The sequence below is a fragment of the Xanthomonas sp. LMG 8993 genome (genome assembly GCF_009835065.2).
GTDB classification, from domain to species: domain Bacteria; phylum Pseudomonadota; class Gammaproteobacteria; order Xanthomonadales; family Xanthomonadaceae; genus Xanthomonas; species Xanthomonas arboricola.
In genome coordinates this window covers 208,722-233,722 of record NZ_QVIF02000008.1, presented here as the reverse complement: position 1 = coordinate 233,722, position 25,001 = coordinate 208,722, and the positions used below count along the sequence as shown (strand labels likewise).

The 25,001-nt window shown below is 66.5% G+C and carries 23 protein-coding genes and 1 riboswitch; of the genes, 10 read left to right on the top strand and 13 right to left on the bottom strand.

Features of this window, described 5'->3' with window-relative positions:
* Nucleotides 1–36 precede the first annotated feature (36 nt).
* Entirely contained in the window at nucleotides 37–963 is a 927-nt protein-coding gene (gene grxD, locus DYQ94_RS15705; RefSeq protein ID WP_024938949.1) for a Grx4 family monothiol glutaredoxin, read from the top strand.
* A 166-nt stretch (nucleotides 964–1,129) separates the two neighbouring features.
* Nucleotides 1,130–1,999 carry a hypothetical protein gene (locus tag DYQ94_RS15700; protein WP_160955012.1) on the top strand — a complete coding sequence of 290 codons (870 nt, stop codon included), beginning with the start codon at nucleotides 1,130–1,132 and terminating at the stop codon, nucleotides 1,997–1,999.
* A gap of 293 nt (nucleotides 2,000–2,292) precedes the next feature.
* On the opposite strand, the gene DYQ94_RS15695 is transcribed toward DYQ94_RS15700, so the two are convergent.
* Nucleotides 2,293–2,853, bottom strand: coding sequence for a DUF924 family protein (locus DYQ94_RS15695; protein ID WP_024938947.1), 561 nt, complete (start codon nucleotides 2,851–2,853; stop codon nucleotides 2,293–2,295).
* A 140-nt stretch (nucleotides 2,854–2,993) separates the two neighbouring features.
* On the opposite strand from DYQ94_RS15695, the gene DYQ94_RS15690 reads away from it, so the two are divergent.
* The 5 genes from DYQ94_RS15690 to DYQ94_RS15670 all read left to right on the top strand — a co-directional run bounded on the left by DYQ94_RS15690 (nucleotide 2,994) and on the right by DYQ94_RS15670 (nucleotide 8,435).
* Nucleotides 2,994–4,394, top strand: coding sequence for an amidohydrolase (locus DYQ94_RS15690; RefSeq protein ID WP_126966667.1), 1,401 nt, complete (start codon nucleotides 2,994–2,996; stop codon nucleotides 4,392–4,394).
* Nucleotides 4,391–5,671 carry an amidohydrolase family protein gene (locus tag DYQ94_RS15685; RefSeq protein WP_126966666.1) on the top strand — a complete coding sequence of 427 codons (1,281 nt, stop codon included), beginning with the start codon at nucleotides 4,391–4,393 and terminating at the stop codon, nucleotides 5,669–5,671. The genes DYQ94_RS15690 and DYQ94_RS15685 overlap by 4 nt, the downstream gene beginning before the upstream one ends.
* A gap of 37 nt (nucleotides 5,672–5,708) precedes the next feature.
* Entirely contained in the window at nucleotides 5,709–6,104 is a 396-nt protein-coding gene (locus DYQ94_RS15680) for a ribosomal maturation YjgA family protein (protein ID WP_126966665.1), read from the top strand.
* A 156-nt stretch (nucleotides 6,105–6,260) separates the two neighbouring features.
* Entirely contained in the window at nucleotides 6,261–6,587 is a 327-nt protein-coding gene (locus DYQ94_RS15675; protein WP_047129733.1) for a hypothetical protein, read from the top strand.
* A gap of 246 nt (nucleotides 6,588–6,833) precedes the next feature.
* Nucleotides 6,834–8,435, top strand: coding sequence for a rhamnogalacturonan lyase B N-terminal domain-containing protein (locus DYQ94_RS15670; protein ID WP_126966664.1), 1,602 nt, complete (start codon nucleotides 6,834–6,836; stop codon nucleotides 8,433–8,435).
* A 499-nt stretch (nucleotides 8,436–8,934) separates the two neighbouring features.
* Here the strand turns inward: DYQ94_RS15670 and DYQ94_RS15665 are convergent, their stop codons facing one another.
* Nucleotides 8,935–9,750, bottom strand: coding sequence for a GH12 family glycosyl hydrolase domain-containing protein (locus DYQ94_RS15665; protein ID WP_046344285.1), 816 nt, complete (start codon nucleotides 9,748–9,750; stop codon nucleotides 8,935–8,937).
* A 476-nt stretch (nucleotides 9,751–10,226) separates the two neighbouring features.
* On the opposite strand from DYQ94_RS15665, the gene DYQ94_RS15660 reads away from it, so the two are divergent.
* Nucleotides 10,227–11,171, top strand: a complete 945-nt coding sequence (locus tag DYQ94_RS15660; RefSeq protein WP_126966663.1) for a DegV family protein — start codon at nucleotides 10,227–10,229, stop codon at nucleotides 11,169–11,171.
* Between the two features lie 603 nt (nucleotides 11,172–11,774).
* Here DYQ94_RS15660 and DYQ94_RS15655 read toward each other — a convergent pair.
* The 6 genes from DYQ94_RS15655 to DYQ94_RS15630 form a co-directional block, all read right to left on the bottom strand.
* Nucleotides 11,775–13,355, bottom strand: a complete 1,581-nt coding sequence (locus DYQ94_RS15655) for a CocE/NonD family hydrolase (RefSeq protein WP_126966662.1) — start codon at nucleotides 13,353–13,355, stop codon at nucleotides 11,775–11,777.
* A gap of 262 nt (nucleotides 13,356–13,617) precedes the next feature.
* Entirely contained in the window at nucleotides 13,618–14,592 is a 975-nt protein-coding gene (gene thiL, locus DYQ94_RS15650; RefSeq protein ID WP_054592513.1) for a thiamine-phosphate kinase, read from the bottom strand.
* 110 nt (nucleotides 14,593–14,702) lie between these two features.
* On the bottom strand, nucleotides 14,703–15,191 hold the full coding sequence (nusB, locus tag DYQ94_RS15645; RefSeq protein ID WP_024940797.1) for a transcription antitermination factor NusB: 489 nt from the start codon (nucleotides 15,189–15,191) through the stop codon (nucleotides 14,703–14,705).
* The gene (gene ribH / locus DYQ94_RS15640) at nucleotides 15,188–15,652 is read right to left on the bottom strand and encodes a 6,7-dimethyl-8-ribityllumazine synthase (protein ID WP_005997267.1); all 465 of its coding nucleotides are present in this window, start codon (nucleotides 15,650–15,652) and stop codon (nucleotides 15,188–15,190) included. The genes nusB and ribH overlap by 4 nt, the downstream gene beginning before the upstream one ends.
* Nucleotides 15,653–15,908: 256 nt before the next feature.
* Nucleotides 15,909–17,048, bottom strand: coding sequence for a 3,4-dihydroxy-2-butanone-4-phosphate synthase (gene ribB / locus DYQ94_RS15635; protein ID WP_039525502.1), 1,140 nt, complete (start codon nucleotides 17,046–17,048; stop codon nucleotides 15,909–15,911).
* Nucleotides 17,045–17,647, bottom strand: coding sequence for a riboflavin synthase (locus DYQ94_RS15630; RefSeq protein ID WP_054592512.1), 603 nt, complete (start codon nucleotides 17,645–17,647; stop codon nucleotides 17,045–17,047). Before DYQ94_RS15630 ends, ribB begins: the two co-directional genes overlap by 4 nt.
* 162 nt (nucleotides 17,648–17,809) lie before the next feature.
* A riboswitch (FMN riboswitch) is annotated at nucleotides 17,810–17,988 on the bottom strand.
* Between the two features lie 219 nt (nucleotides 17,989–18,207).
* On the opposite strand from DYQ94_RS15630, the gene DYQ94_RS15625 reads away from it, so the two are divergent.
* Complete coding sequence (locus DYQ94_RS15625) at nucleotides 18,208–18,831, top strand: hypothetical protein (RefSeq protein ID WP_104567979.1); 624 nt, start codon at nucleotides 18,208–18,210, stop codon at nucleotides 18,829–18,831.
* 95 nt (nucleotides 18,832–18,926) lie between these two features.
* Here DYQ94_RS15625 and ribD read toward each other — a convergent pair whose 3' ends face one another.
* From ribD to DYQ94_RS15600, 5 genes are all read right to left on the bottom strand, one after another.
* Nucleotides 18,927–20,021 (bottom strand): bifunctional diaminohydroxyphosphoribosylaminopyrimidine deaminase/5-amino-6-(5-phosphoribosylamino)uracil reductase RibD, encoded by a 1,095-nt coding sequence (gene ribD / locus DYQ94_RS15620; protein WP_126966660.1) that lies wholly within the window; start codon nucleotides 20,019–20,021, stop codon nucleotides 18,927–18,929.
* On the bottom strand, nucleotides 20,018–20,503 hold the full coding sequence (locus DYQ94_RS15615; RefSeq protein ID WP_160955006.1) for a GNAT family N-acetyltransferase: 486 nt from the start codon (nucleotides 20,501–20,503) through the stop codon (nucleotides 20,018–20,020). Before DYQ94_RS15615 ends, ribD begins: the two co-directional genes overlap by 4 nt.
* On the bottom strand, nucleotides 20,500–21,024 hold the full coding sequence (nrdR, locus tag DYQ94_RS15610) for a transcriptional regulator NrdR (RefSeq protein ID WP_006453216.1): 525 nt from the start codon (nucleotides 21,022–21,024) through the stop codon (nucleotides 20,500–20,502). The genes DYQ94_RS15615 and nrdR overlap by 4 nt, the downstream gene beginning before the upstream one ends.
* Before the next feature lie 102 nt (nucleotides 21,025–21,126).
* Nucleotides 21,127–22,380 (bottom strand): serine hydroxymethyltransferase, encoded by a 1,254-nt coding sequence (glyA, locus tag DYQ94_RS15605; RefSeq protein WP_046344297.1) that lies wholly within the window; start codon nucleotides 22,378–22,380, stop codon nucleotides 21,127–21,129.
* 189 nt (nucleotides 22,381–22,569) lie between these two features.
* A complete protein-coding gene (locus tag DYQ94_RS15600) occupies nucleotides 22,570–23,085 on the bottom strand; it encodes an RcnB family protein (protein WP_160955007.1) in 516 nt (171 codons plus the stop codon).
* Between the two features lie 226 nt (nucleotides 23,086–23,311).
* Here DYQ94_RS15600 and ettA point away from each other — a divergent pair, with 226 nt between their 5' ends.
* Nucleotides 23,312–24,973, top strand: coding sequence for an energy-dependent translational throttle protein EttA (ettA, locus tag DYQ94_RS15595; RefSeq protein WP_024940592.1), 1,662 nt, complete (start codon nucleotides 23,312–23,314; stop codon nucleotides 24,971–24,973).
* Nucleotides 24,974–25,001: the final 28 nt, after the last annotated feature.

Here is a 25,001-nt window from a genome sequence, read left to right as displayed (position 1 = left end):
AATGCCCGGACTCCACGATCTGACCGAAGTGCTGCCATGTCCCTCGATCCCGCCCTGCGTTCCCGCATCGATACGCTGCTGCAATCCAGCCGTGTGGTGCTCTTCATGAAAGGCCAGCCAGGCATGCCGCAGTGCGGTTTTTCGGCCAAGGCGGTTGGCGTGCTGGACGGTCTGGGCATCGACTATGCCCACGTCAACGTGCTGGCCGACCAGGAGATCCGCGAAGGCATCAAGGCCTACGGCGACTGGCCGACCATTCCACAGCTGTATGTGGACGGCGAGCTGATCGGCGGCAGCGACATCATCCTGCAGATGGCCGACAGCGGCGAGTTGAGCAGCATGCTGGGCCTGCAGGCGCCAGACCGGACTCCGCCCAAGATCACCATCACCCCGGCCGCGGTCGAGATGCTCAAGGGCGCGCTGGCCGATGCGCCGGATGCCTCGCTGACGCTGGCCATCGATGCCAACTTCCAGCCGAACTTCCAGCTGGCGCCGACCAACCCGAACGCCATCGCGGCCGAATCCAACGGCCTGCGCGTGCAGTTCGATCTGGCCAGCGCCCGCCGCGCCGACGGCATCACCATCGACTGGGTGGACGACATCCGCGGCCGTGGCCTGGCCATCGACAACCCCAATGCGCCCAAGCCGGTGCAGGAGCTGTCGGTGCGCGATGCCGACGACCGCATCAAGGCCGGTACGCTGACCCTGGTGGACGTGCGCCCGGCCGACGAGCGTGCCCTGGCCAGCGTTGCCGCGCCGTTCCGCACACTGGACGCGCACGAGCGCGCCGCCATCGAGCAGTTGCCCAAGGACACCCCGCTGGCGTTCCTGTGCCACCGCGGCGGGCGCAGCCTGCAGGCGGCCGAGCACTTCCGCGGCCTGGGTTTCAGCAACGTCTACAACGTCACCGGCGGCATCGACGCCTGGTCGGACGAGGTGGACAACGGCGTGGCCAAGTACTGAGCAAGCCAGACGGCACAGCCGGTGGCGGGGAATCCGCATCCGGCGATGGCTCGCCGCAACCGCCGGCCAGGTTTTGAGCCGCGTTTGCTACAGTGCACACCCCGAACGGGCGCTCCACCGAGCGTCCGTTTTTTCATGGATCGATATGCACAAGGACGTCGCTGCAATGCACACCCGCCTGCTCTCTCTTGCACTGGCCGCGCTGTTGCCGCTGGCCGCACAGGCCGCCGAGCCGGCACGCGCGGTCATGCTGGTACAGACCTACGACAACCAGCCGGGCGAAGACCCGCTGGAATACATTCCGGTGTGGCTGGGCAGCGGCGTGGCGAAGGAGTCCAGCATGCCCAGGTCGCTGCTGAGCCAGCCGCTGCAGGTCTTCAATGCGGGCGTGTCCAGCGGCACCGTGCGGCTTGCGTCGCTGAGCGTCGACGACAACAGCATGTGCGGCGGCACGGCAAAACTGCGCTTGAAGGGCACTGGCACGCTGTCCGATTCGCCGCTGTTATCGACGGTGGATCTCAATCCCGGCAAGCGCTTTGCCAGCCGTGACGCCACCGCTGCCGAACAGGCCGAGCTGTTGCGTCAGGCCGGCGCAACCGCGCAGCTGCGCAACAGCGTCAAGCCGGCGGCGCTGGCCCAGGCGTTGACGGCATTCCCTGCCGATCGTGCGCAGGATCTGGCCGCGCTGCAGATCGTGACCGACACCCGGCAGCCGCAGCGACGCGTGGCCGTGCTGACCTCCCATCACCCGACCAGGACCGGCAACCCGGACAACCCAACCGGCGTCCTGGCCGTGCTTGCGATCTTCGAACATGACGGCAGCCGCTGGCAGTTCCGCAAGGGCAGCGCGGCCAGTGGCTGCGACGATTGCGAAGACCTGCCACTGCGCACGCATCTGCTGCAGTTCGGCGATATCGACGGCGATGGCACGCTCGACTTCGTGCTATCGGAAAGCGGCTACGAGAGCTACGGCTTCTACCTGCTGCTCGGCGAAGGCACGCACTGGCGTTCGGAAGGCTTGATGGGCGGCTGTTGAGCGATTGCCGCGCGATGGCCGATGCCCGCAGCGGTATCGGCGTCACGTTGCGGCACGCACCGGATCCGGAAGAGCGCAACTCGCCGCCGCGCAAGTCATTCGCATCGCCGTTGCGAGGCTATTGGTGTGATTGCACCGCCGCACGATGTCGATCAACGCGCGACAGCGCGCGTATGTGCGCCATCAACCTATCGCGTCGATCGCCCGCTCGATCCGCGTGCCTATACGCAATGTGCAGCGCGGGAAAGCCACAGCGGCGTGCGGTCGCGGCAGGCCATAACCGCCGCCCTCCTTCAGCCGGCAAATCCGCCGTCATCGAGAAACTGCTGCTCTTCGGCGGTGGTCTCGCGCCCCAGTACCGCATTGCGATGCGGGAAGCGTCCGAAGCGCTGGATGATCTGCTGATGCTCCACGGCCCAGCGCGTGGTTTCGGCATCGTCCAGCGCGGTGATCAGCTGCACCGAGCGCGCCTGCTCCTGCAGATCTTCGGCATGCTCGAACGGCAGATAGAAAAACAGCCGCAACTGCGCGGAGACCTGTTGATCGAAGCCGCTGGCGATTGCCTGCCTGGCGCAGGACAGCGCCAGGCCATCGGTGGCGTAGGCATGCGCGCTGCCGCGGAACGCGTTGCGCGGAAACTGGTCGAGCAGGATCAGCAAGGCCAGCGCATCTTCGGCACGTTCCATCCAGTGCGCGTACTCGCCACGCGCCGCTGCAAAGTGCTGCTCGCTGAAATGCTGGCGGAAGTTGGCATCAAACGCATCGTTGTGCGTGAACCAGCGGGCCGAGCCGGCCAGTTCCCAGAAAGCCAGTACCACATCGGCCTGTTTGTTGCGCTCTGACTTGACGATCATCGACGTATTCCCTGACGAATACGGCATAGCATGCACTGGCGCATGTGATGAGCCCGCCGCCGCCGACCGTGCAGCACTTGGCAAGCACGCCGCCGGCCGCTAGGTTTGCGGCTGACGTTTTCGTTGCACCGGGGAAATCCATGCGTTCCATCCTGTTCGCCGCGCTCGGCGCGGCCGTGCTGTGCGGTCCTGTGTCTGCGGCATCGCGTTTCGTGCAAGACCCCTATCCCAGCACCTACCGTGCGCTCGCGTCCGCTCCGGTGTTGATCCAGCACGCCACCGTGCTCACCGGCACCGGCCAGCGGCTGGACGACGCCGACGTGCTGCTGCGCGACGGCAAGGTGGCCGCGGTCGGGCGCGGGCTGGAGGCGCCGGCCGATGTGCGCCGCATCGACGGCACCGGCAAGTGGGTGACCCCCGGCATCATCGACGTGCACTCGCATCTGGGCGTGTATCCCAGCCCCGGCGTCAGCGCGCACAGCGATGGCAACGAGATGACCGCCCCGGTGACGCCGAACGTGTGGGCCGAGCATTCGATCTGGCCGCAGGATCCCGGCTTCGGCACCGCCCTGGCCGGCGGCGTCACTTCGCTGCAGGTACTTCCCGGCTCGGCCAATCTGATCGGCGGGCGCGGCGTCACCCTCAAGAATGTCGCCTCCACCACCTACCAGGGCATGAAGTTTCCCGGCGCCCCCTGGGGCCTGAAGATGGCCTGCGGCGAGAACCCCAAGCGCGTGTACGGCCAGAAGGGCGGCCCCGGCACGCGCATGGGCAACGTGGCCGGCTACCGTGCCGCCTTCATCGACGCGGCCGAGTACCTGCAGAAGAATGCATTGAAGAAAAAGACTGCGAAAAAGCGCCATTGGTGGAGCCGCGGCGGCGACAACGACAGCAGCGGCGACGCCGGCGGCAAGCGCGATCTCAAGCTCGACACGCTGGCCGGCGCGATCAACGGCGACATCCGCGTGCATATCCATTGCTACCGCGCCGACGAGATGGCGACCATGCTCGACCTGTCCAAGGAGTTCGGCTTCCACATCGCCGCCTTCCATCACGGCGTGGAGGCCTACAAGCTGGCCGACCGGCTGGCGCAGGAGAACGTTTGCGGTGCGCTGTGGGCCGACTGGTGGGGCTTCAAGATGGAAGCCTTCGATGGCATCCAGGAAAACATCGCGCTGGTCGACAGGCCGGCCAACAGCTGCGCCATCGTGCATTCGGATTCGGAAGAAGGCATCCAGCGCCTGAATCAGGAAGCGGCCAAGGTGCTCGCCAACGCGCGCCGCAGCGGGATGGAGATTCCACCCGAGCGTGCGATCCGCTGGCTCACCAGCAATGCCGCCAAGGCGCTTGGCATCGAGCAGCAGACCGGCGCACTGGAGCCGGGCAAGATGGGCGATATGGTGGTGTGGAACGGCAATCCCTTCAGCTCCTACGCGCTGGCCGAACAGGTCTATATCGACGGCGCGCAGGTCTACGACCGCCACGATCGCCGCCTGCAGCCGGTGTCGGACTTCATGCTCGGCCAGGAGGTGGCGCGATGAGCCGCACAACTGGACTGCGCCCGCGCCTGCGCGTGATCTCCGCGGTGGTCCTGGCAGTGCTTGCATTGCCCGCATTCGGCCAGCAGGTGCTGATCCGTGGCGCGACCGTGCATACCGCCACCGCACAAGGCACGCTGCGCAATACCGATGTGCTGGTGCAGGGCGGCGTGATCCGCGCGATCGGCAGCAACCTGGCCGTGCCGGCCGATGGTCGCGTGGTCGAGGCCAGGGGCCGCCCGCTGACGCCGGCCCTGTTCGGCGGCATCACCGAGATCGGCATCGAAGAAGTCTCCGGCGAAGACAGCACCGTGGACAGCGGCGTCAAACTCAGCGACCAGCCGATGCGTCCGGAATTCGACGTCACCCTGGCCTACAACCCCGATTCGGTGCTGGTGCCGGTGGCGCGCGTGGAAGGCATCGGCTTCACCGCGCTGGGCGCGACCACCAGCGGTGCCTTCATCGCCGGGCAAGGCGGCGTGGTGCGGCTGGACGGCAGCCCGGACCCGCTCGGCCCGCATGCCTTGTTCATCCGCATCGGTGCGGCGGCCTCCGATCTCACCGGCAGCTCGCGCGCCGCGCAATGGATGCTGCTCGACCAGCTGGTGGCCGAAGCGCGCGGACGCGTGCCGGCCGACTCACCGCATGCGCTGCTGACCCCGGTCGGCCGCAGCGTGCTGGCCAGATACCTGGCCGGGCAAGGCCGCATCGTGGTGCAGGTGGAGCGTGCCGCAGACATCCGCCAGTTGCTGCGTTGGGCGCAGCGCGAAAAGGTGCGCATCGCCATTGCCGGCGGCGCCGAGGCCTGGAAGCTCGCGCCGCAACTGGCGCAGGCCGGGGTGCCGGTGCTGGTGGATGCGCTGGCGGACCTGCCGTCCACCTTCGACCAGATCGGTGCGACGCTGGAAAACGCCGCACGGCTGCGCGCGGCCGGCGTGGAGGTCAGCTTTGCCCAGAGTGGCGATGCCTCGCATAACGCGCGCAAACAGCGCCAGCTGGCCGGCAATGCGGTGGCCAACGGCTTGCCGTGGGAAGCCGGCCTGGCCGGCCTGACCCGGGTGCCGGCGGAGATCTTCGGCGTGGCCGATCGCATCGGCAGCATTGCGGTCGGCAAACAGGCCGACCTGGTGCTGTGGGAAGGCGACCCGCTGGATGTCGCCCACTACGCCGAGCAGGTGTGGCTGGGCGGTCGCGACATGCCGATGCGCTCACGCCAGACCGAGCTGCGCGAGCGTTACATGCAACCGGCCGGCGCGTTGCCGCGGGCCTATCTGAAATGATCGGGAGCGGCGTGCGCATGGGAGCGCGGTGACCCGCATGGCGTTGGGCGTGCGCTGCACCTACCTGTTGATCGCATTCGCCGTGTTTGTCATCGAAGTGGCGATCGGCGCAGGCACACTGGGCGGGCCGTGGGTGCGCGGCAGCCTGGGCGATGTGCTGGCGGTGATCCTGGTGTATTGCGGGTTGCGCGGTGTGCTTGCGCTGCCGCCACGCTGGGCGTGCGTGCTGGCGGTGGCGATCGGGTGCCTGATCGAAGGGCTGCAGGCGCTGCATCTGGCCGACCGGCTCGGGCTGCGCCCGGGCAGCGCGGCCTACATCGCGCTTGGCAATACCGCCACCGTGCACGATCTGCTGATGTATCTGGTCGGCGGCGGGGTGGCGTACATCGGCGATATGGCATCGTGCCGCGTCGCCGCGTCTTCCCAGCGATAACAACTGCATTGATACACTCCCTCGGGCCTACCGCATGTTCTGCGTCTCCTCATCGACACTGATCGACAGCGTTGGCATCCCGTCCCGGCAACGGCAGCAACGGCGTGCCTGCGCCGCCGCTGCGTCGCAGTGACCTCGCTGTTCCAGGGAGGCGGCTTGCGCTCGATCGATCGCGTCGTATTGCGCCAGGCGCCGGCCAATCTGCTCCGCGGGCTGGAAGCGGTCGGCGGGCGGCTGATCCTGACCGCCGATGCGCTGCACTTCCAGCCGCATCCCTACAACATACAGACCCGGTCGTTGACCGTGCACCTGCGCCAGATCGCAGCAATGCAACCACGCTGGACGCGCCTGTTCGGCCTGCTGCCGGTGGCGCCAACCTCGCTGGCGGTGCAGCTGCATGACGGCGGCGAGCACCGTTTCGTGATCGGCAAACGCGAACAGTGGATGGCTGCCATCGCCTCGGCGCGCGACGCCCTGGGCTGACGCTGCACGACAAGCGCGGCCGCACTGATGCGCAAGGGCGCATGCCCGACTGGCGCACCGCAATGCCCCGGCGTCGTCGCGCATGCCTGCGCATCGCAGAAGGAGCGTGAACTGCGCTGCGTTTCAGCACTGCATCTTGTACGCGGTGCACGCTCTGCAGGTCCGACCATCGCCGTCGTTGTCCAGCCCGCCTAGCATCGCGCGTCGGCACCATAGCGACGCCCCTACTTCGGCATGGAGATCGATATGCCCCGCACTATCCTGCGCATCCTGGCGTGCGCATTGTTCCTGTACGGCGGCGTCAGCGCGCCGGCCATCGCCGCATTTGGCGTCACCCACAGCGGCGAACGTGTCGTTGTCGATACCGGCGCCGAGCTGGTGTTTGCGGTCAACGCCGGCAACGGCGACATCGTCTCGATGCGTTATCGCGACAACGCGCTGCAGACCACCGAGTCCAAGGGCTCGCAGATTGCCTCCGGCCTGGGCAGCGCCAGTGTGGAGGCGCGCGTGGTGGGCGCCACGATCGTGGTCTCTGCCAAGGCCGGCGACCTGACCCAGTACTACATCGCACGCAAGGGCCGCAACGCGATCTACATGGCCACCTATGCACCGACGCTGCTGCCGATCGGCGAGCTGCGCTTTGTCACCCGCTTGAACGTTGCCAAGCTGCCCAATGCGCAGCAGGAGCCCGACTCCAATGTCGGCAGCCCGGTGGAAGGCGAGGACGTGTTCCTGCTGCCGGACGGACGCACCAGTTCCAAGTTCTATTCGGCGCGCCGCATGATGGACGACCAAGTGCACGGCGTCAGCGGTTCGGGCGTGGCGGTGTTCATGCTGATGGGCAACCGCGAGCGCAGTTCCGGCGGGCCGTTCTTCAAGGACATCGCCACCCAGAAAACCCGCGTGACCCATGAGCTCTACAACTACATGTATTCCGATCACACCCAGACCGAGGCATTCCGCGGTGGCCTGCATGGGGTGTACGGGCTGCTGTTCACCGATGGCGGGACGCCCTCCAGCGCACAGCTGGACACCGCCTTCGTCGATGCAACGCTGGGGTTGACCGGTTATCTCGCCAGCGACGGGCGTGGCGCGCTGAGCGGCCGGGTGAGTGGCGTGCTGTCCGGCCAGCCTGCCGTGATCGGCCTGCGCAACGACCAGGCCCAATACTGGGCCACCGCCAACGGCAGCGGCGATTACCAGATTGCGGGCGTGCGCCCGGGACGCTACCGCATGACGCTCTATCAGAACGAACTGGAAGTCGCGCAACGCGATGTGGAGATCCATGCCAACGCGACCACGCAAGCGGCGCTGCAAGCGGTTGTGCTGCCGGGGACCGTCAAATGGCAGATCGGCACGGCCGATGGCACGCCGGCCGGTTTCCGCCATGCGGATCTGCTGCCACGCGCGCATCCATCCGACAAGCGCATGCGCTGGAGCCCGGTGACCTACACGGTTGGATCGAGCAGTGCCGGCAGCTTTCCGGCAGTGCAATGGCGCGGCATCAACACCCCGACCCGTATCGACTTCACCCTGGGCTCGAGTGAAGTGCGTGGCTATCGCCTGCGCATCTTCGTGGCGCTGACGCAGGTCGGCGCGCGCCCGCAGATCAGCGTCAATGCGCATTGGAATGGCCCGGTGCCGGCCGCGCCTACGCAGCCCAAGACACGCGGCATCACCCGCGGCACATGGCGCGGCAACAACACGCTGTATGAGGTGGACATCCCGGCATCTGCGCTGCAATCGGGCAGCAACCGGATCGAGATCGGCATCGCCTCGGGATCGCCGGACAACGGCTTTCTCAGCCCGGCCGTGGTGTTCGACAGTATCCAGCTGGTGGCGCTGTAAGCAATCCGCCTATCCAGCGAGCGGTGGTCGGACAAGCAAGGGCTGCACGTAACAACGCCTCGCACCCATTGCAGAGACCGTGGCACTGCCCGCATTCGCCTGACACCTGTGCAAAGCTGGCGGTGGCAGCGCCAGCCACACCGATATGGCAATCACCGCGCGCAACTGCGTGCGGTGATTGCGGCGGTGCATGAGATTCCGGAAGCGGCAGACCCTCACACTGCACGGTCGATGCACGTCGCCATGCATATGACCTGCGCGCTGACTCGGCCTGCCCGACTGCCGTCAGTCGATCTGCTGCGCGAGCCGTCGGCAGCCAGGACGCGAGGCATGCAATGCGTGCGTCGCGCACATGCCACCTCGTTGGCTCTCAAGCGGCCTGCAATCGTCGACGATTGTCAGGCCAGCGCCGCAGGTGCGATCACCGGCGTGCGGTGTGCTGCACGCCGGTCTCTACGCTAATGACGCACCTCGGCCATGTCGCCGATGGGCATCGTGCTTACTGCGCATCCAGCGTCGCGCTCACCTTGGCCCAGCCATTGCCGCGCACCACTTCGAAACCGGCTTCGGCTGCATGCAGGTACATGCTGTTGTTGTAGCGCCCATCCTTGGACCGGTTGGTCTGCAGCCAGTTGAGGAAGGGCTTGGCGTCCACGTTGAGGCTGCCGCTGGTCTTGAGCGTGGCCTGCCCGGCGGTGCCGGTCGGGATGAACGTATAGACGTAATAGCCGGCGCCGGAGTTGAAGCCCTCCCACAGGTCGAAGGTACGCCCGCCCGCGGTGATCACCTTGCTGGCAGTCAGTGTGCCGATCGGCCAGGAGTTGTGGTCGCCCCAGATCATCACTTCCAGCTGCGGGTTGCCCTTGGCGGTATCCCAGCGGAAGAAGATGTCGTAGGCAAAGTCGCCTGCGAGATTGGTCCCGCCGGCGCTGTAGGTGAACTTGAGCGGGATCTTGCTCAGCGAGGAAATCTGCCGCGGAAACAGCGTGTCGCTGGTCGGGTTCCAGTCGTAATGCCAGCCGCGCACGATCGCCGGATAGCCGTAGAGATTGTAGTCGGCGAAGTTGAAGGTGACGGTCAGCTCGGGCGTGCTGCCGGTGCCGAACGTGCCCTGGATGATGTTGTTGGGATCGTTGAAATTATTGACCCACGCATAGTGGTTACCAAAGATCTTGTAGGGACCGGCCAGCGCCGCCGGCGTCAGCGCGACCAGACCCACGGCCAGTGCAGCCTTCCACCAGCGCGATGCGCGCCGCCGTGTAGTAGGCGCCTGTGCGCCAGTCTGAGTAAGGGTGCTGGATTGGCTGTTTTGCATGTTGACTCTCTCCGAGTAAGTTCAGCGCGGCGATGCCGGTGCGGCAGCGTCGAGAGCCGCTTTGCAGCGGTCGCGTCGGACCCTAGCAGCGGCGTTGTGACGGGAGCTATAGCAATTGCAGCAGGCCTCGCTCGTCATCTGCGATAGCGGGCGCCACCTTGCAGCCGAAGCGTGCGCCGATCCTCAGTTCGCAAGGTAAATCGCAGTGCGACAGCGTGTACCGGTCATCTGCATGACGGCGCGGTGCATGCCAATGCTGCGGAGCCACATCGGGGCGATCTGCGTTTTGACAGCGCCTGCAGCTGCTTGCTGCGGTCCATTCGCCTCCGTCGAGCTTGCCTGATGACCGCGCGCCAGGCTCCCGTCCGCGGCTTGCGCGCTTCGGCACCCGGCCTTCGACCGCAGCCCTACTCGCCTCCGCTGTTTTGCGATAGCGTTCGCAGTTACAGATAACGCAACAGCCGGAGGGGGCGACGATGCGCATCGGAATCGTGGTGGACAGTGCCTGCGATTTGCCGCAGGACTTCATTCAGCAAAACAACGTCATCGTATTGCCGATCAGCGTACGTATCGGCGAAGCGGTATTGGCCGATCACCGCGATGAGGAAGCGACGCTGAGCTTTCTGCAGGCACATGTGGCCGAGCGTGGGCACGAAGCGGAAACTACGCCGTTTTCGGTCAACCAGATTCGCGACCTGTTCCTGCAACGGCTGGTCATCGACTACGACCACGTGTTCTGCCTGACCATCTCCAAGCTGCGCAGCCAGATCTTCGATAACGCGATGCAGGCCAGCTTCGCGATCCTCAACGATTACAAGCCGATCCGGCAGGCCGCCGGCCACACCTCGCCGTTCGCGCTGCGCGTGATCGATACGCTCAACCTGTTTGCCGGCCAGGGCATCACCGCAGTGGAAGCGGTACGCCTGCGCGCGCAGGGTCAGGGCGTGGCGGCAATCCGCAGCCGGCTCGAACAGCTGGCCGAACACACCTACGGCTACATGATTCCGCGCGATCTCTACTACCTGCGTGCGCGTGCACGCACCAAGGGCGATCGCAGCGTGGGCCTAATCAGCGCCGCGCTGGGCACTGCGCTGGACATCAAGCCAGTGCTGCGCGCCTACCGCGGCGTCACCGAACCGGTGGCCAAGTTGAAAGGCTTCGAGCCGTCGACCGAAAAGCTGTTCGGCTTCACCGTGCGCAAGATCCGCGAGGGCTTGATGACACCGACCGTCTGCGTGGGCTACGGCGGCGAACTGGCCGAGCTGCACGCCCTGCCCGGCTACGCCGCCCTGCAAAGCGCCTGTCAGACCCACAACGTGGAATTGTTCGAAAGCGTGATGAGCCTGACCGGCATGGTCAACGTCGGCAAGGGTGCACTGGCCGTGGCATTTGCAGCCGAACCGCATACCTTTTCGGCCTGAAAACAAGGCCGGCGCGCGGCGCCCTCGCCGGCTTCAGGACACGCCGATCTACAGCTGACCTATCCGCGCACCCCGGATCTCCAAAGACAACCACGCACACCGACCATCTCGACATGTCATGCCTAGCTTGCCTAAACACACCAACTATCTCGACAGGTCCTTGCCCGCCCACCGTCGCGGGACCTTACGCGGCATGGATGCCGCGTAAGAGCCTACACGGACGTACTTGCGGCGTGTCCCGCGAGGGTGGGCGGGCAAGGGCCCTGCAGCCAAGCCGCAGACCAACCGCTCTACAACTGATCTATCCGTGCGGGCAATTTACTTCCAGACACAAGACAGTCAACAGTCGGGTCACAGCCTCGTTTGTTAGATGCGGCCAAAATTCCGGTTAGTCGAGCGCGCAGCACCCTCATCACTTGCGGGACACGCCGTGAATCCAAACCTGGAAGCTCAGTAGGCGGCATCCGTGCCGCCAAGGGTCCCGCAAGCGGCGAGGACAACGCACCTGAGAGTTAATCGATACTTTCCAAAGCTTGCGCGTTGCTCGGCTTGCATTGGGACAATGGCCGGACGCTGCACCATCCGAGTTAGCCCAGCGCAGCGTTACCGCAGCGGCACGTTCAATACCGATGGCGTTGCCGCCGGCGAGGTAAACGTCACCGTGCCGCCGCCGTCGCTGGCATCGGTGTAGCGCACGTCCTGCGTGTCGATCACCAGCACCAGGCGCTGCCCTGCCGGAATCTCCGCAGCAGCCGCTTGCAGCGACCAATCCAGCGTCACTGCGCGGCCTGGCGTGACCCCGCGTAGCGAGTACGGCGCATGCGTGATCAGTTGCGCCACGCCTAGCGCGTCCATGCGATACAGATACGCGAACAGGCTCACTTTCGGTTGGCTGGGTACCACGGTCACGCGCAGCGATGGACTGCCGGCCAGCCGCCGTAGCGTGTTCGATGGCGCACCCACCCACACTGCCGCGCCGATGCGATTGACCAACGGAATCGAGGTGGTGACCGGCACACCGATGCCTTGCAACAGGCCACTGACCAGGACCACGCCCGAGTCGGCCAACGTCGGCACATCGGTGGCAATGCGCGATTGCCATCCGCTGGCGGTGCCGCCGATCAAACCGCCGGTGGGGCTGAGCAATCCGGACGGTGCGGATAACCCCAGGCGCGTGTTGCCCTGTTGCACCGACGCCCAGTCCGCGTACTCCAGCCATTGCCCCGCGCGCGGCGACAACCGCACCGGCGCTTCGCTGTCCACGCCGTTACGCAGCTGCTTGAGATGACGATCGAACCAGCGCGTGGTCGCCGTGTAGACCTCGTTGGGCAGGCCGAGCGCGCCCGGCAGCTCTGCGGTGGCGTGATCGCCCTGGCTGAGCAGCAACTGCTTGGGCCCGCGCAACTGATTGAAGAATGCGATGGTCTGGTTCGGCGGAAACAGGCCGTCGTTGAAGGCATTGCCCAGCAGCACCGCCGTGCCACGCGCATTGAGCGCGGCCACATCGCTTGCCGGGCTGCGCGACGCGGCCTGCGGCAGGAAGCCCTGCACGGCGCCGTCGTAATCGCCAACGGCAACCCGTGTGCTGATCTGCGCCAGATCCGGGCCGGGACGTCCGGTCAACGCGCCGGCACCGACCAACAGCCCAACGCCTTGCTGGCTGACGGTGCGGTTGGAATACAGCGACGCTTCCAGATCGGCCCAGCCGCTGAGCGCAGCCACGGCCTTGATGCGCGGATCGCGCTCGGCCGCCAGCAGGCTGATGCCCGCGCCATACGAGATGCCCGACGCACCGATCGCATTCGCATTGGCCGGCGTATGCGCCAGCGCCCAGTCGATCACCGCGCTGACGTCTTCCACGGTGTCGGCGCCGGCGATATCGATCTGCCCGGCCGAATCCCAGAACCCGCGCGAGGTATAGCTGACGACCACGTAGCCATCGCTGGCCAATTGGGTCGCGCGGCCGAGGTACTCCAGATTCGGCAACGACCAACTGGCCGGCATCACGATCAGCGGAAACGGCCCGCTGCCCTGCCCTTGCGGCACCAAGACCAGTGCGCCCATCGGCGCGCCGTCCCAGCCGGGAATCCGTTCGTAGGTCTTGCTGAAAGCGCCCGCCACCGCCGACGCCGATGCCACCAGCAACGCCAGTGCGGCGATGCCTCCGATCCAACGCTTGTTCATGCGGATCTCTCCCACGCAAGGCCGGGCCGGGATGGCCCAGCGGCAACTGCCATGCATCCGTGGTTCGGGGGAGAACGTCGCGAACGTACCAGACGGTACGGTATGGCTCAAGGGCCGGGATTCGGGATTCGGGAGCGTAGGCGCCGCAATGGCTGGCACGTGCTGAAGTGCAAGCCGGCGGACGCCATCGCATGGCCGCTCCCGACCTGCAGACGTTGGCTGCAATGCAGCACGCCCGCGCCACGCCTCCCGCGCGCTCAGCTCAGCCCACGAAGTGCTGATACCCGCGCTGCGGCGGTTGCCACGGGTTGCCGTCGGCGTCGTGGACCACCACGCCCGGCGTGGCGACGATCTGGCCGATGCGCGTCACCGCGACTCCGGCGAAGTCCATCGCCTGCACCACCGCGTCGCGGTGTTGCACGGCGGCGGTGAAGCACAGCTCGTAGTCGTCGCCGCCGCCGAGTTGCCAACCGATGCATTGCAGCGCACTGATCCCGGTACTGCGCGGCATCGCCGGCAGTGCCGCCAGCGCCAGCTGCGCGCCCACGCCGCTGCGTTCGCACAGATGGCCCAGATCGGCGAGCAAGCCGTCGGAGATGTCCACACAGGCATGCGCAAGCCCACGCAAGCGCAGCCCGGCCTGCACGCGCGGCTGCGGGCGCAGCAGCCGGCCGCGCCACAGTTCGTGCAACGGATCGGCCGCCGCGCAGGTCACGTCCAGCTGGCCGGCCTGCCACAGCGACAAGGCCGCCGCCGCCTCGCCCGGCGCGCCGGTGACCCAGACGTCGTCGCCCACACGCGCGCCATCGCGACGCAGCGCCGCGCCCGGCGGCAGGCTGCCGATCGCGGTCACCGCACACGCCAACGGCCCGCGCGTGGTGTCGCCACCGACCAGCGCAATGTCATGCGCATCGGCCAGTGCAAAGAATCCATCGGCGAATGCGTCGACCCAGGCAGCATCGTCGTGCGGCAACGACAGCGACAGGGTGCACCAGCGCGGCTGCGCGCCCATCGCCGCCAGGTCGGACAGATTGACCGCCAGCGTCTTCCAGCCCAGATCCTCGGCACGCGTCTCGTGCGGGAAATGCACGCCCGCATTGAGCGTATCGGCGGTGATCGCCAGTTGCTCACCCGGCGGCGGCTGCAGCAGCGCCGCATCGTCGCCAATCCCCAACGGCACATCCGCACGCGCCGCAATGCGCGCGCGCAAGCGGGCAATTAGATCGAATTCGGGCATTTGAAGGGCCGGGATTGGGGATTTGGCAGTGGGGATTGGTCACGGCGCACTTTGGCAGGGAGCAGCGCCGCGGCCAATCCCCAATCCAAACTGCCCAATCCCGAGGCGCTTCAGGCGCCGCTAGCGCCGCTGGCGCCCGACTCCACCTTGCGCCACTCCACCGAGGCGCGATCCAGCACGCCGTTGACGTAGGTGTGGCCGTGCTCGGAGCCGAAGCGCTTGGCGGTTTCGATCGCTTCGTTGATCACCACGCGGTACGGCACGTCCTGGCGATACAGCAGCTCGTAGGCAGCCAGACGCAGCACTGCGCGCTCGATCGCGTCGACTTCTTCCACGCCGCGATCCAGATACGGGGTCAGCGCGGTATCCAGCTCGGCGCGGTTGCTCAGCACGCCTTCGACCAGGTTTTCGAAATAGGCCAGGTCGGCCACTTCGTGCGCCTGCTCATGCGCAAACTGCGAGATCACCTGCTTGGCGAACCCGCCGGAAATCTGCCAGGCATACACCGCCTGCAAGGCACGCCGACGCGCGCGCGAACGCAGCACCGGGTCGATGCCGTCGCGACGGACGTGGCGGGCGTGTCCACCGGACTTGCTCATGGCAACAACTCCATCAAATTGACCAGTTCCAATGCCGCAAGCGCGCATTCTTCGCCCTTGTTGCCATGGCTGCCACCGGCACGCGCCTCGGCATCTTCCACGCGCTCGACCGCGAGCACGCCGTTGAGCACCGGCACGCCGGTCTGCAACTGCACGCTCATCAGGCCTTCGGCACAGAGGTCGGCGACGTGTTCGTAGTGGCGGGTGTCGCCGCGGATCACGCAGCCCAGCGCGATGATCGCCGCATGCTGTCCGGATTGCCCCAGGCGGTTGGCGGCGATCGGAATTTCCCAGGCGCCCGGCACGCGGATCACGTCGATGGCGTCCTCGCCGATGCCGTTGCCGGCCAGGCTCTGACGCGCACCGGTGACCAGCGCGTCGGTGATGCGGGCATTCCAGCGGCTGGCGATGATCGCAAAGCGCGCGGTGGTGGGGCGGAGATCGCCTTCGTAGTGGGTCATGCGGGTCGGCAACTCGAGGGGGCGGCAAGTTTAACAGCTGCGGGGCCCTGGCCCGGCCGGTACGTGGCGGCCGGGGTGCCGAAGCAGCCCCGGCCATGTCGCCAGGAAACGAATGTGGAGCGCGCAGCACGGGCTGTGCAGCTCGCAGCTGGCAGGGTCGATACGCAGCAACCGCGCGAACCACTCGGACAGCGCGGTTCCTGTTGCGCGCCCTGCAACCACCGGACAACGGCGGCTCCAGGCCGCCCGCGCCACGTCAGGGCAGCGCGGCCGCCGGCACCGAGCGCACCCCTTCGCCCGCGTGGCATTCCAGGTACTCCACCACCTCCAGCCCGAACCCGGCCAGGCCCACCTGACGCCGCGGCGTGCCCAGCACGCGCAGCTTGCCCAGGCCCAGTTCGGCCAGGATCTGCGCCCCGGCCCCGTTGCGCCGCCACTGGCTGACGTCCTTGGCGTTGGTGGCCGCTTCCGGTTGCTGGCGCAACCGCGCCAGCAAGGATTCGCTGTCGCGCGGCGCCGACAGCACCACCATCACGCCCTGCCCTTCGGCGGCGATCGCACGCAAGGCATCGGTGGCGGCCACGCCGAAGTCGTCGCGCTGCCAGTGCAGCAGATCGGCCAGCGGGTTTTCCACCTGCACACGCACCAGCGTCGGCGTGGCCGGATCGGCAGTGCCGCGCACCAGCGCAAAGTGCAGGTCGTGGGCGATGCGGTCGCGGTAGGTCACCAGCGTGAACGGGCCGAACTCGGTGCTGATCTCGCGCTCGTCCACGCGCTCGACGGTGTGCTCGTTGGCCAGGCGGTAGGCGATCAGATCGGCGATCGAGCCCATCTTCAGCCCGTGCTCGCGCGCGAACACTTCCAGCTGCGGGCGGCGCGCCATGCTGCCGTCCGGGTTGAGCACTTCCACCAGCACGCCGGCCGGTTCCAGCCCGGCCAGCATCGGCAGGTCGCTGGCCGCTTCGGTATGGCCGGCGCGGGTCAGCACGCCGCCGGGCTGGGAGATCAGCGGGAAGATATGCCCCGGCTGGCTCAGATCCTGCGGTTTGGCATCCGGCCGCACCGCGGTGCGCACGGTGTGTGCGCGGTCGTAGGCGGAGATGCCGGTGGTCACGCCTTCGGCCGCCTCGATGCTGACGGTGAAGTTGGTCTGGAACTGCGCGGTGTTGTTGCGCACCATCGGCGCCAGGCCGAGCTGCGCGCAGCGCTCGCGGGTCAGCGACAGACACACCAGCCCGCGCGCGTGGGTCACCATGAAATTGATGTCCGACGGCTTGACCAGCTCGGCCGCCATGATCAGATCGCCTTCGTTCTCGCGATCCTCGTCATCGACGATCACCACCATGCGGCCGGCGCGCAGTTCCTCGATCAATTCCGGAACGGGTGCGAAATTCATGCCGCACCCCGCGTGCCCAGCAGGCGTTCGACATAGCGCGCCACCAGGTCGATTTCCAGATTCACCTGCGCGCCAACTGCGGTCTGCGCAAACGCGGTATTGGCCACCGTGTGCGGAATCAACGCGACCTCGAAGCCATCCGCGTCCACTTCATTGACGGTGAGGCTGACCCCGTCCACGCAGATCGAGCCCTTCTTGGCGACATAGCGCAACACCGCCGGCGGGGCGGCAAACCGCCAGCGCTGCGCGCGCGCATCGCCATGTACCGACTGCACCTGGCCCAGGCCGTCGACATGCCCGCTGACCAGATGCCCGCCGAGGCGGTCGGTCGGGCGCATCGCGCGCTCCAGGTTGAGCAACGCGCCTTCCGGTAAGGCGCCCAACGTGGTCAGCGACAGGGTTTCGGTGGAGGCATCGGCCTGGAAGCTGCCCGCGTCGAAAGCGATCACGGTCAGGCACACGCCGTTGACGGCAATGCTCTCGCCCAGCTGTACCGCCTCGAACGGCAGGTTGCCGGTGGCGAAGGTGAAACGCACATCGCCGCCCTGCGGCTGGCGCGCCGCCAGATGGCCGACGCCTTCGATGATTCCGGTAAACATCAGCGCACCCCCGTCGTGGATGACGACAGTGCGGACGGAGTGCAGTGAAAGATCGCGACGCAGCGCGACGGGTGACGCATGGACATAGTCGTTTCTCGCAGGAGTTGAGCGAAAAACGCCACAAGGCAAACAGGCGCGCGCACAGCCGCAAGGCTGCGCGTTGGCCGTCTTCTTTCATCCGGACTATACCGTCGGCCCCGGCATCGCACCGGATCTGCTGACCTTGCGCAGCAGGGGTTTCGCGTGGATCCGCTCAACCCTGAAGTGCAAGCGCTCGCGGGCTCGCATGCTTGCGCATGCCTACCGCCGGTGGGGAATCGCACCCCGCCCTGAAGACGTTCGTGAGTACCGGCGAACCGGTGCGCAAAGTCTAACAGGGCACATCGGCGCGATGGCTGAGCGTGGGCCAAGGCTGACAGGACACTGCGTCATGTGGGGAAATCCCCCATAGCCAGGATTGTGAAGGATCTGTTAATTTACGCGCCGCGACGGGAGACGTCGCTTTTTTCCCTCCCGCAACGGGACGGAGACACGGACATCAATTCGGAGAGAGACATCCAATGCGTAACACCCTGATTCTGGCTGCCCTGCTGGCCGCCGCACCGTTTGCCGCATCGGCCGAAGGCCTGAGTTATTCCTACGTCGAAGGCGGCTGGAACCGGACCGAAATCAACGTCAACGACGCGTCCGACGACATCGATGGCGGCTACATCCGCGGCTCCTGGCAGATTGCCCAGCCGGTCTACCTGCTGGCCAGCTACGAGCGTGCCACCAAGGACTACAACCTCGGCAGCGGCTTCGTGATCGACGGCACCCTGCAGCAGGCCACGGCGGGTATCGGTTACCGCCAGGAAATGACCGAGCGCGTCGAGTTCACCGCCGACATCAGCGTGCTGCGCACCAAGGTCGAATCCGATCTGCGCCTGCGCGGCCGTTCGATCGACAAGGCATCCGATTCGACCAACCTGGGCTTCGCCAACCTGGGCCTGCGCGGCAAGCCCTCGCCGCGGACCGAAGCCTGGATCAAGGCCGGCTATATCGACGGTAGCGACGTGGACGAAGGCGAGTTCGTCGGCACCCTGGGTGGTCAGGTCAACTTCACCCGCACCTGGGGCCTGGTCGCCGAAGCGCAGTTCATCGACGACGCCAACCAGTACAAGGTCGGCGTGCGCGCGAGCTTCTGATCGGCGCGTCGCATATACACCAAGGCCCCGCATGCGGGGCCTTTTTCATGCGCGCAACAGCACAGCTGCGCTGCATCGCGCGCGCCATGCAGCGCTCACCCGGCAACAACCGGCGCATAGCGCAGACGCAGATCCTGACCCAGCTGGCGCACATCCAGCAGCTGCAACGCAGCGCGCTGCGCCATCGTCTCAATGCCCAGCCCGGCCAGCAGCGGCCTGGCGGTATCGCCCAGCAGTACCGGCGCCATGTAGACCAGCAGTTCGTCTACCAGGCCGGCCTGCAGCAGCGCACCACCCAGCGTTGCGCCGGCTTCCACATGCACCTCGTTGATGCCGCGCTCGCCAAGCAGTGCCACCACCGCCGCCAGATCGAAGCGGCCGGCTTGCAACGGCATCGCAAGGAACTGCGCATCGTCCAGCGACGGCGCGGCGACATCCTCGCCATGCAGATACAGCGTGGGCGCATCGCCCTGACGCAGGTTCCTGCACGCCAACGTCCGTAGCCCGGCATCGAGCACCACGCGTAGCGGCGGCACGACCGGCGTGTCATCGCCCAGCCGCACCGTCATGGAGGGGTCGTCGGCCAGCACCGTGCCCGCACCAGTGAGGATCGCGCCCGCACGCGCGCGCCAGCGCTGCACGTCTGCGCGCGCGTCACTTCCGGTGATCCACTTGGATTCACCGCTGGCCAGCGCCGTACGCCCATCCAGGCTGGCGCCGAGCTTGACCCGCAACCACGGCCGCCCACGCTCCACCCGTGACAGAAACCCACGATTCAGCGCGCGCGCCTGTGTTTGCAGGACACCACTGAGCACTTCGATTCCGGCCTCGCGCATCAGCGCAAACCCGCCGCCGTTGACCTGCGGAAACGGGTCGGCCATCGCCGCAACCACACGCGCAATGCCGGCATCGATCAAGGCCAGGGCACAGGGCGGCGTGCGTCCGTAGTGCGCACACGGCTCCAGCGTGACGTAGGCGGTGGCGCCACGCGCCAGCGCGCCGGCCGCGCGCAGCGCGAACACTTCCGCATGCGGGCCGCCGGCACGTTGATGAAAGCCCTCGCCCACGCACACGCCATCGCGCACGATCACGCAGCCAACCATCGGATTGGGGCGGGTGGTGTAGGCGCCACGCTCGGCCAGGCGCAATGCCTGCGCCATCCAGCGATGGTCGTCGGCCGTTGCGCTCATTGCGTTGCCGCTTGCGGTTCGATACACATCACCACGATCTGCATCGGCCCCAGCAGTAATTCTGCATGCGTCTGCCAGCCCAGCCGCTGATAAAACGGCACCAGCACTGGTTGGCAATACAGGTACAACGCCGGCACGCCCATGCGCGCGGCGGACTGCACGCAGTGCGTCACCAGCGCCTCGCCGATGCCCTGCCCGCGCGCCTGCGGCTGCACGTACAGCGACGCCAGCCATGGCGACCATTGCCGAATGCGCGAATCGTCGTTTTCCAGCAGGCTGACCGACCCGAGCCACTGCGCCTGATCGAGCGCCACCCACGTGGTCGGGATCACCCCGTCGCGGGTGTGGCTGCGCAACTCGCTCAAGGCCTGATCGAAATTCCAGTCCGGCAACAGACTGCCGAAGGCCTGCAGATGCGCCTGCGCGATGGCGGGCAGCAGCTGCGGCGTGTCGGCCACGCACGCGATGCGCATGGCGCTCACCGCTTGCCGGGCTTGCCGGCGCGCTCCAGGGCCGCTTCCAGCAACGGCAACTGCTCGATGCCGACCGGGAGCTCGCGCTCGAGCTTTTCGATTTCCTCGCGGAAATCGGCCACGTCCTGAAAGCTGCGGTACACCGAGGCGAAGCGCACATAGCCCACATGATCGAGCTTGCGCAGCTCGACCATGACGTATTCGCCCACCCGCAGCGAGCCCACCTCGCGCTCGCCGGACATACGCAACTGATGCACCACCGCGCGCACTGCCGCTTCGATCTGTTCTTCGGACACCGGGCGCTTCTGCAGCGCGCGGTCGAAACTGGTGCGCAGCTTGCGCGCGTCGAACGCCTCGCGCCCGCCATCGCTCTTGACCACGGTCGGCAGCTTGAGCTCGATCGTTTCCAAGGTGCTGAAACGCTCGCCACACGCCTCGCACTCGCGACGCCGACGAATCGTCGTCCCGTCTTCGGACACCCGCGAATCGATCACGCGGGTGTCGTTGTGCTGGCAGAAGGGGCAGTGCATCAGGTCGCCGAGATTGGGAAGTGGGGATTGGGGATTGGCAACAGCAGGAGCAAGGACGCGCTTGTCGCGCATCCCCAATCCCGAATCACCAATCCCGGCACCTCAGCCATACACCGGATACTTCTTGCACTGCGCAGTCACCGCGTCGCGGACCTTGGCCAGCACCGCTTCGTCGCTGGGGGCGTCGAGCACGTCGGCGATCCAGTTGGCCAGGTCGATGCTGTCCTGCTCCAGGTAACCGCGGGTGGTGATTGCCGGGGTGCCCAGGCGCAGGCCGGAGGTGACGAACGGCGAGCGCGGGTCGTTGGGCACCGAGTTCTTGTTGACGGTGATGTGTGCCTTGCCGAGCGCGGCCTCTGCGTCCTTGCCGGAGACGTCGCGGCCGATCATGTCCACCAGCATCAGGTGATTTTCGGTGCCGCCGGACACGATCTTGTAGCCGCGCGCGATCAGCGTGTTGGCCATCGCCTGCGCGTTCTTGACCACCTGCTGCTGGTAGGTCTTGAATTCCGGCTCCAGCGCCTCCTTGAACGCCACCGCCTTGGCCGCGATCACGTGCATCAGCGGGCCGCCCTGAATGCCGGGGAACACGATCGACTGCAGCTTCTTCTGCAGCTCTTCGCTCGCGCCCTTGGCCACGATGATGCCGCCGCGCGGGCCGCGCAGGGTCTTGTGCGTGGTCGAGGTGACCACGTGCGCATGCTCCAGCGGGCTCGGATACACGCCTGCGGCGACCAGGCCGGCCACATGCGCCATGTCCACGAACAGATACGCACCGACGCTGTCGGCGATGGCGCGGAAACGCGCCCAGTCGATCTTCTGCGAATACGCCGAGAACCCGGCCACGACCATCTTCGGCTTGTGCTCGGTGGCCAGTCGCTGGACTTCGTCATAGTCGATCAGGCCCTGCTCGTTGACGCCGTACTGCACAGCGTTGAACAGCTTGCCGGAGACGTTGACCTTGGCGCCGTGGGTCAGGTGACCGCCGTGGGCCAGGCTCATGCCCAGGATGGTGTCGCCGGGCTGCAGCAGCGCCAGATACACCGCCTGGTTGGCCTGCGAGCCGCTATGCGGCTGCACGTTCGCATAATCGGCGCCGAACACCTGCTTGATGCGCTCGATCGCCAGCTGCTCGGCAATGTCGACGAACTCGCAACCGCCGTAGTAGCGCTTGCCCGGGTAGCCTTCGGCGTACTTGTTGGTCAGCTGGCTGCCCTGGGCCTCCATCACCAGCGGGCTGCAGTAGTTTTCGCTGGCGATCAGCTCGACGTGATCCTCCTGGCGGCCGGCTTCAGCAGCGATGGCCTGGGCCAGTTCGGGGTCGTAGGTTTCCAGTCGGACGTCGCGCGAGAACATGCAGAGCTCCGGGGCAGCTGTTGCCAGTAGGGGCGCAGATTGTAAGCCCCCGCATGGACAGGTGACCAATTGAGACGCTGGCGAGGCCAGGCGCGCCATGGCAGGTTCCCCCTGAACGACAAAGGCGCACCGGAGTGCGCCTTTGCGGGTTCCCTGCCTACCCAGGCCTGACCCGGACGGTAGACAGGCTTAGTTGTTGAGCACCAGGTCGGCGATCACCCCGGTGGCGATGGCCACCAGCAGCAGATTGCCGGTGTTGTCGCGCTGCCAACGGTAGCCATACGGCGGGCGGCGCAGGTTGTAGCGATCGTAGTCGTTGATCACGTAGACCGGGCCGTGGTAACGCTGACCGCGGGCCCAGTACGGGCGCGGCGGCGGGCCGGGGCGGTAGTAGCTGGGGCGATCGTAGACATAGACCCGGTTGCGGTCGTAGCGACGGTCCTGATAACGGGCATCGCGATAGCCCTCGCGGTAGCCGTTGCTGTAGTAACGGCGGTCATCGCGGCGGTCGGCCCGGCGCTCGTCGTGCCAGTCGCGGCGGTCGTTGCGCCAATTGCCACGGTAATCGCGGTCGTGGCGATCGTCGCGATCATGACCACGACGGTCGTGGCCGCGGCCCCAGTCGTCGGCAAACGCTGCCGGGGCCACGGAGCCCAGCGCCAGGATGGAGGAAAGCACAACAGTCACGATGCGTTTGCGGTTCATGGGATTGCTCCTGTCTGCGATGTCGCAATTTCATTAAGGCGCTGGCCGCCTTAACGCATTCTTGCTGGAATCGATTACGAAAACGCCCATTCAGGTGGAAGGTAAGCTGCCGTTTAGCTGCCGCCGCGCCGCCGCGAGCCAGGCCGGTTGCCCGTATAATCGGCGCAATCCCTTTTCCGCTGCCTCCGGCCCCGGCCGGTGGGCTGCCTGCGTCCACGGAGCACCCATGTCGCAATACATCTACACCATGAACCGCGTCAGCAAGGTGGTCCCGCCCAAGCGGCAGATCATCAAGGACATCTCGCTGAGCTTTTTCCCGGGCGCCAAGATCGGCCTGCTGGGCCTGAACGGCGCCGGCAAGTCCACGGTGCTGAAGATCATGGCCGGCGTGGATACCGATTTCGAGGGCGAAGCCCGTCCCCAGGCCGGCATCAAGGTCGGCTACCTGGCGCAGGAACCGCAGCTCAACCCCGAGCACACCGTGCGCGAAGCGGTCGAGGAAGGCGTGGGCGACGTGCTGCAGGCCCAGGCCGCGCTGGATGCGGTGTACCTGGCCTATGCCGAGGAAGGCGCCGATTTCGACGCCCTGGCCAAGGAACAGGAACGCCTGGAAGCGATCCTGGCCGCCGGCGATGCGCACACCCTGGAAAACCAGCTGGACGTGGCCGCCGATGCGCTGCGCCTGCCGCCGTGGGACGCGGTGGTCGGCAAGCTGTCCGGTGGCGAAAAGCGCCGCGTGGCGTTGTGCCGCCTGCTGCTGCAGAAGCCGGACATGCTGCTGCTCGACGAACCGACCAACCATCTGGACGCCGAATCGGTGGAATGGCTGGAGCAGTTCCTGGCGCGCTACACCGGCACCGTGGTGGCGGTGACGCATGATCGCTACTTCCTCGACAACGCCGCCGAGTGGATCCTGGAACTGGACCGCGGCCGCGGCATTCCGTGGAAGGGCAACTACACCGACTGGCTGACCCAGAAGGACGAGCGCCTCAAGCAGGAAGACAACCAGGAAAAGTCGCGCCAGAAGGCGATCCAGAAGGAACTGGAATGGTCGCGCCAGAACGCCAAGGGCGGCCGCACCAAGGGCAAGGCGCGTCTGGCCCGCCTGGAAGAACTGCAGTCGGTGGACTACCAGAAGCGCAACGAGACCAACGAGATCTTCATCCCGCCAGGCGAGCGCCTGGGCAATGCGGTGATGGAGTTCAAGAACGTCTCCAAGAAGTTCGGCGACCGCCTGCTGATCGACAATCTGTCGATGATCGTGCCGCCCGGCGCCATCGTCGGCATCATCGGCCCCAACGGTGCCGGTAAGTCGACCCTGTTCAAGATGATCACCGGCGCGGAGAAGCCCGATTCCGGCGAGATCGTGGTCGGCCCGACCGTGCAGCTGTCCTACGTGGACCAGAGCCGCGACAAGCTGGAAGGCAACCACAACGTGTTCCAGGAGATTGCCGGCGGCCTGGACATCCTCAACATCAACGGCGTGGAGATCCAGTCGCGCGCCTACATCGGCCGCTTCAACTTCAAGGGCCAGGACCAGCAGAAGATGGTCGGCTCGCTGTCCGGTGGTGAGCGCGGTCGTCTGCACATGGCCAAGACCCTGCTGCAGGGCGGCAACGTGCTGCTGCTCGACGAACCGTCCAACGACCTGGACATCGAGACCCTGCGCGCGCTGGAAGATGCGTTGCTGGAGTTCCCGGGCAACACCTTCGTGATCTCGCATGACCGCTGGTTCCTGGACCGCATCGCCACGCATATCCTGGCGTTCGAAGGCGACTCGCACGTGGAGTTCTTCCAGGGCAACTACCGCGAGTACGAAGAAGACAAGCGCCGCCGCATGGGCGATGACGCAGGTCCCAAGCGTCTGCGCTTCAAGGCGCTCAAGTAAGCACGACAAGGGCGCCGCAAGGCGCCCT

Excerpts from the sequence above, each read along its gene's own strand:
- DYQ94_RS15670 (WP_126966664.1), top strand. The coding sequence starts at position 6,834 with ATGCCCCGCACTATCCTGCGCATCCTGGCGTGCGCATTGTTCCTGTAC.
- DYQ94_RS15600 (WP_160955007.1), bottom strand. The coding sequence starts at position 23,085 with ATGAACCGCAAACGCATCGTGACTGTTGTGCTTTCCTCCATCCTGGCG.
- ribB (WP_039525502.1), bottom strand. The coding sequence starts at position 17,048 with ATGAATTTCGCACCCGTTCCGGAATTGATCGAGGAACTGCGCGCCGGC.
- DYQ94_RS15655 (WP_126966662.1), bottom strand. The coding sequence starts at position 13,355 with ATGAACAAGCGTTGGATCGGAGGCATCGCCGCACTGGCGTTGCTGGTG.
- nusB (WP_024940797.1), bottom strand. The coding sequence starts at position 15,191 with ATGAGCAAGTCCGGTGGACACGCCCGCCACGTCCGTCGCGACGGCATC.
- DYQ94_RS15685 (WP_126966666.1), top strand. The coding sequence starts at position 4,391 with ATGAGCCGCACAACTGGACTGCGCCCGCGCCTGCGCGTGATCTCCGCG.
- DYQ94_RS15680 (WP_126966665.1), top strand. The coding sequence starts at position 5,709 with ATGGCGTTGGGCGTGCGCTGCACCTACCTGTTGATCGCATTCGCCGTG.
- glyA (WP_046344297.1), bottom strand. The coding sequence starts at position 22,380 with ATGTTCTCGCGCGACGTCCGACTGGAAACCTACGACCCCGAACTGGCC.
- DYQ94_RS15665 (WP_046344285.1), bottom strand. The coding sequence starts at position 9,750 with ATGCAAAACAGCCAATCCAGCACCCTTACTCAGACTGGCGCACAGGCG.
- ribD (WP_126966660.1), bottom strand. The coding sequence starts at position 20,021 with ATGAGCGCAACGGCCGACGACCATCGCTGGATGGCGCAGGCATTGCGC.
- DYQ94_RS15695 (WP_024938947.1), bottom strand. The coding sequence starts at position 2,853 with ATGATCGTCAAGTCAGAGCGCAACAAACAGGCCGATGTGGTACTGGCT.
- DYQ94_RS15625 (WP_104567979.1), top strand. The coding sequence starts at position 18,208 with ATGCGTAACACCCTGATTCTGGCTGCCCTGCTGGCCGCCGCACCGTTT.
- DYQ94_RS15660 (WP_126966663.1), top strand. The coding sequence starts at position 10,227 with ATGCGCATCGGAATCGTGGTGGACAGTGCCTGCGATTTGCCGCAGGAC.
- nrdR (WP_006453216.1), bottom strand. The coding sequence starts at position 21,024 with ATGCACTGCCCCTTCTGCCAGCACAACGACACCCGCGTGATCGATTCG.
- thiL (WP_054592513.1), bottom strand. The coding sequence starts at position 14,592 with ATGCCCGAATTCGATCTAATTGCCCGCTTGCGCGCGCGCATTGCGGCG.
- grxD (WP_024938949.1), top strand. The coding sequence starts at position 37 with ATGTCCCTCGATCCCGCCCTGCGTTCCCGCATCGATACGCTGCTGCAA.
- ettA (WP_024940592.1), top strand. The coding sequence starts at position 23,312 with ATGTCGCAATACATCTACACCATGAACCGCGTCAGCAAGGTGGTCCCG.
- DYQ94_RS15690 (WP_126966667.1), top strand. The coding sequence starts at position 2,994 with ATGCGTTCCATCCTGTTCGCCGCGCTCGGCGCGGCCGTGCTGTGCGGT.
- ribH (WP_005997267.1), bottom strand. The coding sequence starts at position 15,652 with ATGACCCACTACGAAGGCGATCTCCGCCCCACCACCGCGCGCTTTGCG.
- DYQ94_RS15700 (WP_160955012.1), top strand. The coding sequence starts at position 1,130 with ATGCACACCCGCCTGCTCTCTCTTGCACTGGCCGCGCTGTTGCCGCTG.
- DYQ94_RS15630 (WP_054592512.1), bottom strand. The coding sequence starts at position 17,647 with ATGTTTACCGGAATCATCGAAGGCGTCGGCCATCTGGCGGCGCGCCAG.